Genomic DNA, 14,992 nt, shown 5'->3' on the forward strand with positions numbered 1-14,992 from the left:
TGGCCCACCTCTGTAACGGTGACGAAGTGTCGGACCGATGCGTTCCCGGAAGTGGCCTGGATATACCCAAAGGCGACCGAATTCCTTCGGTCGCCCCAGGCGGTCAGCTCCGTTTGGCTGACATGTGGTCAGGAAAGTCCCGGGAAAAAGATCTTCAGTTCCCGAATGGCGGACTCCTCGGAGTCCGAGGCGTGGATCAGGTTCTCCCGGACGATGGTCCCGAAGTCCCCCCGGATGGACCCGGGCGCTGCGGCGATCGGGTCAGTGGGGCCGGCCAGCGCGCGGACGCCCTCGATGACCCGCTCGCCCTCGACGACGAGCGCGACGACGGGGCCCGACGCCATGAACGCGACCAGCGGCTCGTAGAAGGGCTTGCCCTGGTGCTCGCCGTAGTGCTGCTCCAGCGTGTCCTGGTCGAGCGTGCGCAGCTCCAGCGCGATCAGGGTCCAGTCCGCCTTGCGCTCGATCCGGCCGATGATCTCGCCGACGAGGTGACGGCGTACGGCGTCGGGCTTGAGCAGGACGAGCGTGCGCTGGCTCACGGTACGGGCTCCTTACTGTGGGGAATGCGGGATGCCGGAATCCGGGCCTCGGAGGCTTGGTCCGGGCCACGGAGGCTTGCTCCGGGACCACAGAGGCTACAGTGCACCCCGCATCACCGGTTACGCAGCGTCAGCCTCTGCCGATGCCTGTGCGGCCCAGCGCGCCTTCGCCTCGTCGATCACCCGGCCGTAGTGCACCGACGCCCACCACAGCGCCCCGAACAGCACCCCCAGCACGAACATCGCCGGGACCACGAAACCGCTCGCGACCAGGCCGACCTGGAGCGCCCAGCCGAGCTGGACCCCGCCGGGGCGGGTGATCATCCCGCACAGCAGCACGGAGAACAGCATGGCGACACCGCAGACCGTCCAGACCGTCCCCACCGACAGGTCGTCCGATTTCATGGCGACCAGACCGGCGAAACCGATCACGAAGAATTCACCGATCAAGGTCGACGCGCAGAGCGTTCGCACGGAATTCAGCCCCTCTTCAGCAGCAGCCGGGCCTCGCCGACCGTGATCACGGATCCGGTCACCAGCACCCCGGCACCGGCGAACTCGGACTCCTCCTCCGCGAGCGTGATCGCCGCCTCCAGCGCGTCGTCCAGCCGTGGCTCGACCTGGACGCGGTCGTCACCGAAGACCTCGACGGCGACGCCCGCCAGCTCGTCCACGTCCATCGCACGATGGCTGGAATTCCGCGTGACCACGATCTCCGTACAGATCGGCTCCAGCGCCTCCAGGACCCCGCGGACGTCCTTGCCCTCGCTCGACCCCACGACCCCGATCAGCCGGCTGAAGCCGAACGACTCCGTGACGCCCTCGGCCGCGGCGCGCGCGCCCGCCGGGTTGTGCGCCGCGTCCAGCACCACCGTCGGCGAGCGCCGTACGACTTCGAGCCGGCCCGGCGAGGACACCGAGGCGAACGCCTTGCGGACCGTGTCCATGTCGAGCCGCCGCGCGTGCTGGGCGCCGATCCCGAAGAACGCCTCCACCGCCGCCAGCGCCACCGCCGCGTTGTGCGCCTGGTGCGCCCCGTACAGCGGGAGGAAGACCTGCTCGTACTCCCCGCCGAGGCCGCGCAGCGTCAGCAACTGGCCGCCGACCGCGATCTCGCGGGCGACCACGCCGAACTCCATGCCCGAGCGGGCCACCGTCGCGTCGACGTCGACGGCCTTCTTCAGCATCACCTGGGCCGCGTCCACCGGCTGCTGCGCCAGGACGACCGTCGCGCCGTCCTTGATGATCCCGGCCTTCTCCGCGGCGATCTCGCCGGGTGTGGAACCGAGCCGGTCCGTGTGGTCCAGGTCGATGGGGGTGACGACGGCGACCGACGCGTCGATGACGTTGGTCGCGTCCCAGGTGCCGCCCATGCCGACCTCGACGACGCCGACGTCCACCGGGGCGTCCGCGAACGCCGCGTACGCCATGGCCGTCAGCACCTCGAAGAACGAGAGCCGGTACTCCTGCATGCCGTCGACCATCTCGACGTACGCCTTGATGTCCTCGTACGTCTCGATGAACCGCTCGGCGGAGATCGGGGCCCCGTCCAGACTGATCCGCTCGGTGATCGACTGGATGTGCGGGCTGGTGTAGCGGCCGGTGCGCAGGTCGAACGCGCCGAGCAGGGCCTCGATCATCCGGGCCGTGGACGTCTTGCCGTTGGTGCCGGTGATGTGGATCGTCGGGTAGGCGCGCTGGGGGTCGCCCAGCACGTTCAGCAGCGCCTCGATCCTGACGCGGGACGGGTCCAGCTTGGTCTCGCCCCAGCGTCCCGCGAGCTCCTGCTCGACGGCGCGCAGGGCCTTGTCCACCTCGGGATCCTCGGGGCGGGCCGGCACACCGTCGTCCTGCGCCGGCCCGGCCTGGGCGCGCAGCGTACGGCTGCCGGCCTCGATCACCGCGAGGTCGGGGTCTCGGTCGGTCGCGGCTGCGGTGATCTCGTCGAATTCATCGAACTCGTCGAAATCGCCGGGCTCGCCGGGCTGGTCGGAAGGACGGTGCTCGCTCACGGGACCAGTCTACGGAGGACCACCGACACCGGCTCCGGCGCGCCCCCCCCCGAGGGCGCGAATGCCTCCGTACCTCCGCCGTACCCCCTCCGTACGCCGTCCGTGCGCCGTCCGGAAAGCATCGATCCCCCCCGACCGGTGCCGGTCGGGGGGATCCATGGGCTGCTGCCGGGAACGTACGAGCGAGGGCGTCAGCCCTGCGGCAGTCCGGCCACCTGCGCGGTGAGGCGCTCGATGTCCGCCTCCGCCTTGGCGAGCCGGCCGCGGATCTTGTCGACCACGTTGTCCGGCGCCTTGGCGAGGAACGCCTCGTTGCCGAGCTTCGCGATCGCCTGCGCCTTCTCCTTCTCCGCCGCGCCGAGGTCCTTCGTCAGGCGCTTGCGCTCCGCCTCGACGTCGATCGTGCCGGACAGGTCCAGCGCGACGGTGGCCCCGGCGACCGGCAGGGTGGCGGTGGCGTGGAAGCCCTCGCCCTCCGGCTGGAGCCGCAGGAGCTGGCGGATGGCCGCCTCGTGCGCGGCGAGCGAGGTGCCCGACAGGTCGAGCCGGGCCGGGACCTTCTGGCCGGGCTGGAGGCCCTGGTCGGCACGGAACCTGCGGACCTCGGTGATCACCTGCTGGAGGTGCTCGATCTCACGCTCGGCCGCCGCGTCCCGGAACCCGCTGTCGGCCGGCCACTCGGCGACGACGACGGACTCCTTGCCGGTGAGCGTGGTCCACAGCGTCTCGGTGACGAAGGGGACGATCGGGTGCAGGAGACGCAGGGTGGTGTCCAGGACCTCGCCGAGGACGCGTCCGGAGACCTTCGCGGGCTCGCCGCCCTCGAAGAACGTCGTCTTGGACAGCTCGACGTACCAGTCGAAGACCTCGTCCCACGCGAAGTGGAAGAGGGAGTCGGAGAGCTTCGCGAACTGGTAGTCCTCGTAGTACGCGTCGACCTCGGCGACCACGGCGCCGAGCCGCGAGAGGATCCACCGGTCGGTGGCGGACATGTCGGCCGCGTCGGGCAGCGGGCCCTCGACGGTCGCGCCGTTCATCATCGCGAAGCGGGTCGCGTTCCAGACCTTGTTGGCGAAGTTGCGGGAGCCCTGGACCCAGTCCTCGCCGATCGGGACGTCGACGCCCGGGTTGGCGCCGCGCGCGAGCGTGAAACGGACCGCGTCGGAACCGTACTTGTCCATCCAGTCCAGCGGATTGACCGCGTTCCCGAAGGACTTCGACATCTTCTTGCCGAACTGGTCACGGACCATGCCGTGTAGCGCGATGGTGTGGAACGGCGGGGTGCCGTCCATCGCGTACAGGCCGAACATCATCATCCGGGCGACCCAGAAGAACAGGATGTCGTACCCGGTGATCAGGACCGAGTTCGGATAGAACTTCTCCAGGCTCTCGGTCTGTTCGGGCCAGCCCAGCGTGGAGAACGGCCACAGCCCGGACGAGAACCACGTGTCCAGGACGTCGGTGTCCTGCGTCCAGCCCTCGCCGGTCGGCGCCTCGTCGTCGGGACCGACACAGATCGTCTCGCCGTTCGGCCCGTACCAGACGGGGATGCGGTGGCCCCACCAGAGCTGGCGCGAGATGCACCAGTCGCGGAGGTTGTCGACCCACGCGAAGTAGCGCGGCTCCATCTCCTTCGGGTGGATCGCGACCTTCCCGTCGCGGACGGCGTCACCGGCGGCCTGCGCCAGCGGACCGACCTTGACCCACCACTGCATGGACAGCCGGGGCTCGACGGTCGTCTTGCAGCGCGAGCAGTGCCCGACGGAGTGGGTGTACGGGCGCTTCTCGGCGACGATCCGGCCCTCGGCCCGCAGCGCGGCGACGATGGCGCTGCGCGCCTCCATCCGGTCCAGGCCCTCGAAGGGGCCGGGGACGGTGATGACGGCGCGCTCGTCCATGACCGTGATGTTGGGCAGGTCGTGGCGGCGGCCGATCTCGAAGTCGTTCGGGTCGTGCGCCGGGGTCACCTTGACGGCGCCCGTGCCGAACTCCGGGTCGACGTGCTCGTCAGCGACGACCGGGATCGTACGGTCGGTGAGCGGCAGCCTGATCCGCCGGCCGACGAGGTGCGCGTACCGCGCGTCGTCCGGGTGGACGGCGACGGCCGTGTCCCCGAGCATCGTCTCGGCGCGGGTCGTCGCGACGACGACGGAGTCGTCCCCGTCCCCGTACTTGAGCGAGACCAGTTCGCCTTCGTCGTCCTGGTACTCGACCTCGATGTCGGAGATCGCGGTCAGACAGCGCGGGCACCAGTTGATGATGCGCTCGGCGCGGTAGATCAGCTCGTCGTCGTAGAGCTTCTTGAAGATGGTCTGGACGGCCTGGGAGAGCCCTTCGTCCATGGTGAAGCGCTCACGGGACCAGTCGACACCGTCGCCGAGGCGGCGCATCTGCCCGGAGATCTGCCCGCCGGACTCGGCCTTCCACTGCCAGACGCGCTCGACGAACGCCTCGCGCCCCAGGTCGTGCCGGGACTTGCCGTCCTTGGCCAGCTCGCGCTCGACGACGTTCTGCGTGGCGATGCCCGCGTGGTCCATGCCGGGCTGCCAGAGCGTCTCGTACCCCTGCATGCGCTTGCGGCGCGTGACGGCGTCGATGAGCGTGTGCTCGAAGGCGTGGCCCAGGTGCAGGCTGCCGGTGACGTTCGGCGGGGGGATGACGACGGTGAAGGGGGGCTTCTCGCTCTTCGCGTCCGCTTCGAAGTAACCGCGGTCCACCCAGCGCTCGTACAGCTTCCCCTCTACCTCGGCCGGCACGTACTGGGTCGGCAGTTCGGGGTTGCTGGCTGGCTGCTGCTGTGGATTCTCGGTCACGGGGCTCAGTTTAGAGGTGTCACAGCCCTGTGCAGAAACGAGATGTTGCGTAACAGTGCCACCCCCGATGCCCCGCCGCCGCGGATCCCCCGTCAGGATGTTCGGAAAACATAAGAATCGAGGGACAGCGCACATGAGCTACAACCAGCCGGGCCCGTACGGCGGGCAGCCGCAGCAGCCCGGACCGTACGGTCAGCCGGGCCCGTACGGCCAGCAGCCGCCGCAGGGACCGCCGCAGCCCGGCTACGGTTACCCGCCGGGCCCCCCGCAGGGCGTCCCGCCGCAGCAGCCCCCCGGGTACGGCTACCCGCAGCAGGGCCCCTACGGCCAGCAGCCCCAGCCGGGCCCGTACGGCCAGCAGCCCACCCCGCCCTACGGCCAGCAGCCCGCGTACGGCGGCGGCGCCTACCCGCCTCCGCCGGGTGCCCCGAAGAAGAAGACCGGACTGATCATCGGGGTGTCCGTGGTGGCGCTCGCGGTGATAGCCGGCGGGGTGTACTTCTTCACGTCGGGCGGCGGCGGGGGCGGCGGCTCGGTCGCGGACGACGGCAAGAAGTACGAGCTGACGACACCGGCGACGGTGCTGGGCGGCGAGTTCGAGAAATCCAAGGGCAGCGGATCGAGCGGTGGCAGCCTGGCCAACAGCGACGTCGCGGAAGCCGAAAAGTGGGGTGTCACGAACCCTAAGAATGTCACCGCCGACTATAAGGCTGGCGAAGGCGCCGCAGTGAAGCAGCTTCAATTCCACGGCGTCTACGGCGAGATCGACGACCCGGAGAAGGTCGTTGATGCTATGTGGGCCGAGTCGCAGAAAAAATCGAAGGAAAACAGCGATGGCAGCGGCGAGTCCGTCGAGCTCGCGGGTGATCCACAGGAGTTCACGCCCGCCGGTTTCGAGAACGGCGTCATGAAGTGCCAGGAGATCAAGTACAAATTGGGCTCAAGCTCCAGCACCGGACCCGGCGAATTCACCGTGCCAGTCTGCATCTGGGGTGACCACAGCACCGTGTCGTACGTGATCTCGACAGACGCAGCCGCCGTCCTCACCGGCAAGAGCATGTCCCTGGAGGACGCCGCCACGCAGGCTGCCAAGCTGCGTAACGATGTCCGCACAGAGATCAAGTAACCCCACGCAAGCCTCGTAGGAGTGCCTAGCAAAGTCAAACCGGTGGGGATTCCTTGTCTGTTGACAGCTACCGAGGTTGAACCTGTGGGGCTGACTGTTAATCGCCGCTGCGGTATTACCAGGGGTATGCAGTATCCACAAGAAGGCAGGCTGACTGCTGGGTCGCCAGCAGTTTCGCGAGAGGCTACAGCTCCAGGCGGCGGAGTAGTTCACCCAGGGGGAGGCGAGTACGGTGATCGCCATGGACCTGCGGGTGAGCATCCGGTCGGTGCAGCGACGGCGGCAGACGTAGAACGAGGCAGTCCGCGAGCTCTGCGATCATAAGGTCTGACGTCGCTGCTCAGGCTGAGCCAGAAGCAGTTCACGCTACTGGAGGCGGAGCTGGCCAGAGTGTCAAGCGTCCATCGCCGGAAAGACCGACGATGGACGCTTGACCGGGGCAAGTCGGTGATAGCTCAGCTCTTCCACCTGACTTATACGATCCACGTCATGCGGAAACTTCTGGTGCATAACGGCTGGACCTGCGAGGCACTTGCCCGTCGGGCCGTGGCACGGGACGACGACGCGGCGGCCGGGCGGATCAAGAAGGTGTGGCTCTGCACTGACGATTCGGGGTGGCCTGTGGGGCCTGGCCCCTCTCCGAGGACAAAGCCGGATCCTCCATGATGCCGCCGCAAGCGAAAACCTGGTCACGACGAGGCCGCGGCCCAGTCGTGCGGGTATGCGACCGGTCGCGGAGACGGATATCGATCGCGTCAGGGCGACGGCCAGCACGATGGACTCAAGAGTTTCTCCTGAAGCGACTACCGGGACCTGCCGATCGCCGCCCGCCAACAACTCGGCAGCCGAATCGTGCCCGTCTGGGACAACCATAATGCCGACGAGATCGCAGTCCTGAGCGAGTTCACCGAAGCCCGGAAGCGGCTGACCACTACCTGTCGCCCTAAGCCCCGACCTCAACCCTGCCGAAGAGATCTGAGTCGATCAATCTCTCACAACGGTGAAGAATCAGAGTTAGCCAAGACTAATCCCGACACCAAAGTGGGAAAAACCCATCCCAGGAATTTTCGATATCCTGGAACTTGGTTATCATCTGAAACTCCTGAGCGGCCGGTTGACGGTCTACCGCGATTCCCAATACGGCATCTGACGACCGCATATCGCAGTACAGAGCGTTTCCACCAACCACCCCATAGGAGTTCAGGAACGCGCCAGATCACAAGCCTGACTTGCGTGCCGAAAAGAAACCCCTATGGCAGTCAAAGTGGGGGAACAGAAAGTCCACGTAGTCCAATCTTCTCCCAAGTAACAGCCATTTGACACACCGGACCCGACCGTGTAGCCAACGTCACGCAGGTACTGCATACAGGAATACTGATCGGCTTGCGCCGGCGCAGCCGTGACGACAGGAATAACACCCGCCGCTGCCGTTACACATACTACCGCTGCCATTCGTCGAATTTTCGACATAACCCAAAACCCCCTCTTTGAAATCAACCAACGCCGCGACAAACGGCGACTGAACCAGCCAGAGTTGATCACCTAGCGCAATAGCATGTCAACAGTAAGTTAGATTCTTGGCTTGTTCTTGCCTCCCTGCACCTCTTCGAGATGCTGTCGAAGCTGGCGGACTGGCCGCCCTTGTTGCCGCGACGTGTGCGGTTGGTCCTTCGGTTCGGGGATGGTGTGCCCAATCTGGCTTCTTCGCAGGTAGCGGCGGGAGCTGTATGCCTTGTCGCTGCCTAGGTGGTCCGGCCGCGCGCAAGGGCGACGGCCCCTCGGCCGGGGAACGCGGACACGTTCGAGGACCTCGATCATCTGCGCGTCGCCCCACTGGTCGGGCGTGACGAGGAGCGCCATGGGTCGGCATCCGCCTTTCACCCGCCATGGTCAAGCTGCCCCGGGGCCGTCCGAGTCCTGACAGCCAAGTTCACGGTGATTCTGCCGTACCCCGACGAGCGGCAGCGTCGTCTGCTGAATAGGGGCGGAGGCCCGGCCGCTGGGCCACGGCGGAATCAGAGCGGTCGCCCGCGCCGCCGGTGTCGTGAGGCCACTATGTCTGTCAGAATGGGGGAACTCGGCTCCGGCCAGGTGTCGTTGAGACGCATCCGCTGGCCCGGTGGTGCCCGCAAACGCATCGTCGCCCTGAACCCACCGTTGGACGCTCTCCTCACTCTGGTCGAGCCCAACGCTAAGGTCCCCTGTCGTCGCTGCGCTGGACGACTAAAATCCACCCGCAAGCTCGCCGATCTTGACCCGGCAGAGCCACACCGAGACGCACAGTTCCACTACCGCAACGAGCGGGCCCGCAATCCGGGGACGGTGGGGCTCCGGTGATCAGGGTGACCACGAAAAGGAAACTGGTCGGCCCGTTCAAGAACAACGGCCATGAAGGGGAGCCGAGAGCCGAACCTGCGTGGGTTGGCACTCACGGCTTCCCGGACCGGGAGCTGCACAGGGCGGTGCCTTACAGCATCTACGACGACGTCGCGAACGCCGACTGGGTCAACGTGGGCACCGACCACGACAATGCCGCGTTCGCCATCGTGTCCGACCGCCGCTCGTGGAACGTATCCAGGCAGACCGCCTGTCCAACGGCCGGCCGAATACTGATCACCGCGAAGGCATACGGCTCCAACGAGTGTCGCACCCGCACCTGGAAGACCGAACTCGCCCACTTCGCCGCCAGGGCCGGACCGGATATCGCCGTCTGCCACCTGGCTCCTGGCTCCTGGCTCCTGGCTCCTGGCTCCTGGCTCCTGGCTCCTGGAACAGCAAACTTGAACCGAATCGAACACCGGCTGTTCTCCCACATCACCATGAACTGGCATAGAAGGGCCCTGGCCAGCCACAAAGCAATCGTCAAGACCATTGCCGCAACCACAACCAGACCCAGCCTGACCGTGCGCGCCGAACGACACTAATCTCTGCCCACCAGCATCCAGGTCAGTCGACTGGAACCACACTCTCCACTAGCCACGACGGCGACCAACAACACACTCAGACCAGCCCCTGGCGAACAGGCCGCATCACCTCATGCTGTGGGAGCACAGTCGGCGCATCGGCCACGCCAGCATGTCCGACATCGCATTGCAGGACCCTGAACTAACCGGTATGACCTGCCAACAGCTCAGCGAGCTCATCAACGCGCGGACTCCAGCGTTGGAGGTTCAACGCAAGCAATTGCCCCGCGCACGTCGCGGCCGCGAGCACGTGGTCCCTCGCAGCACAGGCGCCAATCCAAGCTCACCCCAGCCGATCGGGTCCTGTCCACCGTGCTCCACCTTCGCAATCTCGCCACCTTGGACCGCCTCAGCCAGCTCTTCGGCACCATCGCGATGACCAACAGTCGCGCGAAACAGTAGGTCGCCCGCTTCTGGAAGCACACGGCCCACCACATCAGCGTTTCATTATCGATTTATGATTAAGTTTGCCGCATTTATGCAACACGGCCCGCGCCGCGTACACCTAGAGATTGATCCGGAGCGTCTGGCCGAGCCCGCAGGAGCAAGAAGTCAGGGATCACTGCTACACCCTGAGCTCTTCTTCACTCGTGCCGTTTGAACCAGATACCTCTACTGAGTCATTCCCCCGAAAGACGTAGGGGCGCCCGAGCGTCATCTCTACCGAGCACCCCTACACTAGCCGAGTCCTGCCAGAGAATCAGATGACATCGAAACACGGCATTACAACCACATCGTCGCCCTCTAAAAATCACCGACAGCGACCACAGCAGCAACGACGGAGCGTTTCTTTGACAGACTTTTCAAAGCCGCTACTACGCCAATGCGCAGGCCCCATTCGCATGTGAACTTCTTACCCCGATTTCCTCAAGCCCGCTCACACAAAGAAGGTTGGGGAAGTTTGATCCTATCGGATTGATCCACGCTGCCCAATCACACGCCGCCTTCGCCTTCGGGCCCACGACATATCCAGCTCTCGCCAGGTAGTTTTCGCAGTCGATGTCCAGAGCAGGACCTACCGAAGAAACACTTACCGGCGAGGCGCTCGCCGGCGAAGCCAATACCAACGACCCAGCACCAAGCGCCGCAGCCAAACACGCAGCCGCAACCATACCCCGCACCTTAGACATTAAACCATTCCCCTTTCATTCCCGTGAGGCAATCCCTCTCTACGACGCCAATTAGACCAGACATTCATGCCCAACAACAGAGCGTTAACTCGTTTGAGCCACCACTGCCTCATTCGCGACTATCGCGAAGGATAAAATTTTTGATCAAGAAATTTGCATCAATGACTGGCAATCTCGGACAAAAAGCGCCGCCACAAACCACAAGTCCAGGTTGACCGCAGCATCGGCTGCCCACCCCGTCCTTACTCTCACGACCGATCCTTGCTCCCTCATCCACTACAGATCGGATTGCCCCGGGGCACTGTCATAAGGCGTACTCCCTCGACGTCATGGACCTGACCTGGGATCGTTCCGTCCTCACCTCCTGAGGACCATCACATCAACTCAGTCCTGGCCCCCTACGTGTTCCCCTTCATCGGGCGTGCGTTCGGGCCCGACAGCATCGCACCGACCGTAAGGGGGTACGCGTCGCGCCTGATCGTGCCGTTCAGCAAGGCGATCCGCCTGCCTCCACCTATTCGACTGCAACATCGACGGCACTGGCTTCAACGCACCGTTCGAGTACTAAAAGGGCTGACATCGCATGCGGCCGGCAGCCAAAGGGAATGGGGCCTGGTCCGATACCGATGTACCGGACCAAGCTTCTCCTCATGGTCGCATCGCTACGCAAACTCCATGTGGCGGCCGTCGCTCTTCACGATTCTCGGCTCGCACGAGACCAGCCGCCCCAAGGAGTGAGACATGCCGATCTGCCTGAACCGACCTCAGAGCCGTACCGAGACGTTCCCGACCGTGGCCAGTATGGTCAGCTCGCCGCCGATCGCCTGGAGATAGGCCGCCAGCGTCGATGTGTCCAGGCGCACGCCTCCACGCTCGATCTGACTGATTCGGCCCTGTGTCACACCCATCAGCCGAGCGACCTGGACCTGCGTCATGCCCTGGGTCTTGCGTAGGGCAGCGAGTTCATGGCCTCGCTCCGCATCGACCATCTCACGCTTGATCTCGTCGATCCGGGCGCGCTTCTCCGGCGAGATGTCACCGGTCAGGTCGGCCATATTGCCGAGCTTCATGTCGTGTTCTCCTCCTTCAGAGCTTCGAGATACGCGGCGTACTTGGTATCGGCCTCCTTGATCGCCTTTGGATACCAGGCCGCCCACTGGCGCCCGCCGGCCTTGTTGCCCGCGACCAGGAACACCGCGCGCCGTACAGGATCGAAGACGAACAGCATCCGGATGCTGACGGAATCGCCACTCCGTGGCCGGAGCTCGCGCATGTTGCGGTACCGGCTGCCCTCAACGGCCCCCACCGTCGGACGGCGCAGGGCCGGACCGCACTCCTGTAATCGCTCAAGGGCTGCGATCACGTGATCATGACTGCCGGGATCCTCCTTCGCCAGAACCTGGATCCACTCCAGTACGTCGGCGAAAAACCTCAACTCGTACGGACCATCCACTCAAGAAATATTAGCAGTGACTAATACTCCTCGCGAAAAGAGCGCCCGGCCAGTCGGGACTGGCCGGGCGCTCCTTCGTTCCGCCGCTGTACGACCGCTACGCGGACTTCTCGTGGCGCCCGTCGTTCTTCACGATCCTCGGCTCGCGCGGGACCAGTGTCGGGTTGACGTGGGAGTGGACCACGTCCTCCGTGATCACCACGCGGGCCACGTCCTTGCGGGACGGGACCTCGTACATCACCGACTGGAGGACCTCCTCCAGGATGGCGCGCAGCCCGCGCGCGCCGGTGCCGCGCAGGATCGCCTGGTCGGCGATGGCCTCCAGGGCCGGGCGGTCGAAGTCCAGCTCCACGCCGTCGAGTTCGAAGAGCCGCTGGTACTGCTTGATCAGCGCGTTGCGCGGCTCGACCAGGATCTGGAGGAGTGCGGCGCGGTCCAGGTTGTGGACCGAGGTGAGGACCGGGAGGCGGCCGATGAACTCCGGGATCATCCCGAACTTCACCAGGTCCTCCGGCATGACCTCCTGGAACTGGTCGCTCTCCTCGATCTCGCGCTTCGAACGGATCGTCGCGCCGAAGCCGATGCCCTTGGCGCCCGCGCGCGACTCGATGATCTTCTCCAGGCCGGCGAAGGCGCCGCCCACGATGAAGAGCACGTTCGTCGTGTCGATCTGGATGAATTCCTGGTGCGGGTGTTTCCGGCCGCCCTGCGGCGGAACGGAGGCGGTCGTGCCCTCCAGGATCTTCAGCAGGGCCTGCTGGACGCCCTCGCCGGAGACATCGCGGGTGATCGACGGGTTCTCGCTCTTACGGGCGACCTTGTCGATCTCGTCGATGTAGATGATCCCGGTCTCGGCCTTCTTGACGTCGTAGTCCGCCGCCTGGATCAGCTTGAGCAGGATGTTCTCGACGTCCTCGCCGACATAGCCGGCCTCCGTCAGCGCCGTCGCGTCGGCGATGGCGAACGGGACGTTCAGCATGCGGGCCAGCGTCTGCGCGAGGAGCGTCTTGCCGGAGCCCGTCGGGCCCAGCAGCAGAATGTTGGACTTCGCCAGCTCGATCGCGTCGTCGCGGCCCGACCCGCCACCGTTCTCGCCGGCCTGGACCCGCTTGTAGTGGTTGTAGACCGCCACCGAGAGGGCCTTCTTCGCGGGCTCCTGCCCGACGACGTACCCCTCAAGGAACTCGTAGATCTCGCGTGGCTTGGGCAGTTCCTCCCAGCGGACCTCGGAGGTCTCCGCGAGCTCTTCCTCGATGATCTCGTTGCAGAGGTCGATGCACTCGTCGCAGATGTACACACCGGGACCCGCGATGAGCTTCTTCACCTGCTTCTGGCTCTTCCCGCAGAACGAGCACTTGAGCAGGTCGCCACCATCACCGATGCGTGCCACGAGGTTGCTTCCCCTTCGCCTGGGAGCAGCTTGGTTCAGCGGCTCCTGTGCCTCATATCCGACGGTACCTTGCCCGGGCCCCAGTTCGGGCCCCCTTAGGGCCTGTTCCGAGTTCGGAACAGGCCCGGGCGCGGTTCACATGGTCGCGGGCAGTGGCCCGCGGCCGGTACGACCGCGCCAAGGTCGCCGGGTGTGTCAGGCGGCCGCTGCGGCCGTGGTCTTGCGGGTCGACACGATCTGGTCGACCAGACCGTACGCGAGCGCGTCGTCGGCCGTCAGGATCTTGTCGCGCTCGATGTCGTCGCGGACCTTCTCGATCGGCGTCGTCGAGTGCTTGGCCAGCATCTCTTCGAGCTGGGCGCGCATCCGGAGGATCTCGTTGGCGGCGATCTCCAGGTCGGAGAGCTGCTCCCGGCCGGTCTGGCTGGACGGCTGGTGGATCAGCACGCGCGCGTTCGGCAGGGCGAGGCGCTTGCCCGGGGTGCCGGCGGCGAGCAGCACGGCGGCGGCCGAGGCGGCCTGGCCCATGCAGACCGTCTGGATGTCCGGCTTCACGAACTGCATCGTGTCGTAGATGGCCGTCAGGGCCGTCATCGAGCCGCCGGGGCTGTTGATGTAGATCGAGATGTCGCGGTCCGGGTCCATCGACTCCAGGCACAGGAGCTGCGCCATGACGTCGTTGGCGGAGGCGTCGTCGATCTGCACGCCGAGGAAGATGACGCGCTCCTCGAAGAGCTTCGCGTACGGGTCGTACTCGCGCACGCCCTGCGAGGTGCGCTCCACGAAGCGCGGGACGACGTAGCGGTTGTCCACCTGCGGGCCGTTGTAGAGGCCGCTCGCGGGGAAGTTGTTCATGTGGGTGTTCACCATCCTGTGGCGTTCGGTGGGCTGGGCCGGGGTCGGGAGGGGCGTCAAGGCGCGTTGCCTCAGGCCCCGGTGCCGCCGCCGCCCGGAACGCCCGAGGCCGCGGTGATGATCTCGTCGATCAGGCCGTAGTCCTTGGCCTCCTGGACGGTGAACCAGCGGTCGCGGTCGCCGTCGCGGATGATCGTCTCTTCGGTCTGCCCGGAGTGGAAGGCGGTGATCTCGGCCATCCGCTTCTTCGTACGGAGCAGGTACTCCGCCTGGATCTTGATGTCCGAGGCCGTGCCGCCGATGCCGGCGGAGCCCTGGTGCATCAGGATGTCGGTGTTGGGGAGCGCGAAGCGCTTGCCCGCGGTGCCGCCGGTGAGCAGGAACTGCCCCATGGAGGCGGCCATGCCCATACCGATGGTGACCACGTCGTTGGGGATGTACTGCATCGTGTCGTACACGGCCATGCCGGCCGTCACGGAGCCACCGGGGCTGTTGATGTAAAGGAAGATGTCCTTGTCGGGTTCGGCGGCAAGGAGCAGCATCTGGGCCGTGATCTTGTTCGCGATGTCGTCGTCGACCTGCTGGCCGAGGAAGATGATCCGCTCTCCGAGCAGCCGGCTGTAGACCTGGTCGCCGAGGCCACCACCGAGGGACGGCTCACCGGCGGCGTAAGGCATCAGATTCGTCACGTATACACCTGCTCGTCTC

Annotated in this window: 11 protein-coding genes and 2 pseudogenes; 3 read left to right on the forward strand and 10 right to left on the reverse strand. The window is 65.7% G+C overall.

The annotated features are described in order from the left end of the window. Positions 1-128: 128 nt before the first annotated feature. From ndk to ACIO3P_RS04265, 4 genes are all read right to left on the reverse strand, one after another. Positions 129-542: a nucleoside-diphosphate kinase gene (gene ndk, locus ACIO3P_RS04250; protein WP_401788833.1), complete on the reverse strand. Its 414-nt coding sequence runs from the start codon at positions 540-542 to the stop codon at positions 129-131. Positions 543-662: 120 nt separating this feature from the next. After that, complete coding sequence (locus ACIO3P_RS04255) at positions 663-1,016, reverse strand: DUF4233 domain-containing protein (RefSeq protein ID WP_329827102.1); 354 nt, start codon at positions 1,014-1,016, stop codon at positions 663-665. A 5-nt stretch (positions 1,017-1,021) separates the two neighbouring features. Beyond that, positions 1,022-2,554 carry a glutamate ligase domain-containing protein gene (locus ACIO3P_RS04260; protein WP_329827100.1) on the reverse strand — a complete coding sequence of 511 codons (1,533 nt, stop codon included), beginning with the start codon at positions 2,552-2,554 and terminating at the stop codon, positions 1,022-1,024. 191 nt (positions 2,555-2,745) lie between these two features. Continuing rightward, positions 2,746-5,367, reverse strand: coding sequence for a valine--tRNA ligase (locus ACIO3P_RS04265; protein ID WP_329827099.1), 2,622 nt, complete (start codon positions 5,365-5,367; stop codon positions 2,746-2,748). A gap of 133 nt (positions 5,368-5,500) precedes the next feature. Between ACIO3P_RS04265 and ACIO3P_RS04270 the strand changes: the two genes are divergently transcribed. Both ACIO3P_RS04270 and ACIO3P_RS04275 read left to right on the forward strand, forming a co-directional pair. Next, entirely contained in the window at positions 5,501-6,493 is a 993-nt protein-coding gene (locus tag ACIO3P_RS04270) for a hypothetical protein (RefSeq protein ID WP_329827097.1), read from the forward strand. Between the two features lie 390 nt (positions 6,494-6,883). After that, entirely contained in the window at positions 6,884-7,159 is a 276-nt protein-coding gene (locus tag ACIO3P_RS04275; protein ID WP_401850743.1) for a winged helix-turn-helix domain-containing protein, read from the forward strand. Positions 7,160-8,088: 929 nt separating this feature from the next. Here ACIO3P_RS04275 and ACIO3P_RS04280 read toward each other — a convergent pair. After that, a pseudogene (locus ACIO3P_RS04280) lies at positions 8,089-8,408 on the reverse strand (IS5/IS1182 family transposase); the annotation flags it as partial. Positions 8,409-8,823: 415 nt separating this feature from the next. Between ACIO3P_RS04280 and ACIO3P_RS04285 the strand changes: the two are divergent. Beyond that, a pseudogene (locus ACIO3P_RS04285) lies at positions 8,824-9,417 on the forward strand (ISAzo13 family transposase); the annotation flags it as partial. A gap of 1,933 nt (positions 9,418-11,350) precedes the next feature. On the opposite strand, the gene ACIO3P_RS04290 reads toward ACIO3P_RS04285, so the two are convergent. The 5 genes from ACIO3P_RS04290 to ACIO3P_RS04310 all read right to left on the reverse strand — a co-directional run bounded on the left by ACIO3P_RS04290 (position 11,351) and on the right by ACIO3P_RS04310 (position 14,961). Then, positions 11,351-11,656 (reverse strand): helix-turn-helix transcriptional regulator, encoded by a 306-nt coding sequence (locus ACIO3P_RS04290; protein WP_329827096.1) that lies wholly within the window; start codon positions 11,654-11,656, stop codon positions 11,351-11,353. Beyond that, on the reverse strand, positions 11,653-12,039 hold the full coding sequence (locus ACIO3P_RS04295) for a type II toxin-antitoxin system RelE/ParE family toxin (RefSeq protein ID WP_329827094.1): 387 nt from the start codon (positions 12,037-12,039) through the stop codon (positions 11,653-11,655). The genes ACIO3P_RS04290 and ACIO3P_RS04295 overlap by 4 nt, the downstream gene beginning before the upstream one ends. 97 nt (positions 12,040-12,136) lie before the next feature. After that, on the reverse strand, positions 12,137-13,429 hold the full coding sequence (gene clpX, locus ACIO3P_RS04300) for an ATP-dependent Clp protease ATP-binding subunit ClpX (protein WP_329827093.1): 1,293 nt from the start codon (positions 13,427-13,429) through the stop codon (positions 12,137-12,139). Positions 13,430-13,624: 195 nt separating this feature from the next. After that, the gene (locus ACIO3P_RS04305; protein WP_329827091.1) at positions 13,625-14,299 is read right to left on the reverse strand and encodes an ATP-dependent Clp protease proteolytic subunit; all 675 of its coding nucleotides are present in this window, start codon (positions 14,297-14,299) and stop codon (positions 13,625-13,627) included. 56 nt (positions 14,300-14,355) lie between these two features. Continuing rightward, positions 14,356-14,961 (reverse strand): ATP-dependent Clp protease proteolytic subunit, encoded by a 606-nt coding sequence (locus ACIO3P_RS04310; RefSeq protein ID WP_329827430.1) that lies wholly within the window; start codon positions 14,959-14,961, stop codon positions 14,356-14,358. Positions 14,962-14,992: the final 31 nt, after the last annotated feature.

It is taken from the genome of Streptomyces sp. NPDC087310, from assembly GCF_044744405.1.
Classification (GTDB): domain Bacteria; phylum Actinomycetota; class Actinomycetes; order Streptomycetales; family Streptomycetaceae; genus Streptomyces.

Coding starts and splice junctions, on each gene's coding strand:
- ACIO3P_RS04310 (WP_329827430.1), bottom strand. CDS start 14,961: ATGCCTTACGCCGCCGGTGAGCCGTCCCTCGGTGGTGGCCTCGGCGAC.
- ACIO3P_RS04270 (WP_329827097.1), top strand. CDS start 5,501: ATGAGCTACAACCAGCCGGGCCCGTACGGCGGGCAGCCGCAGCAGCCC.
- ACIO3P_RS04305 (WP_329827091.1), bottom strand. CDS start 14,299: ATGGTGAACACCCACATGAACAACTTCCCCGCGAGCGGCCTCTACAAC.
- ACIO3P_RS04290 (WP_329827096.1), bottom strand. CDS start 11,656: ATGAAGCTCGGCAATATGGCCGACCTGACCGGTGACATCTCGCCGGAG.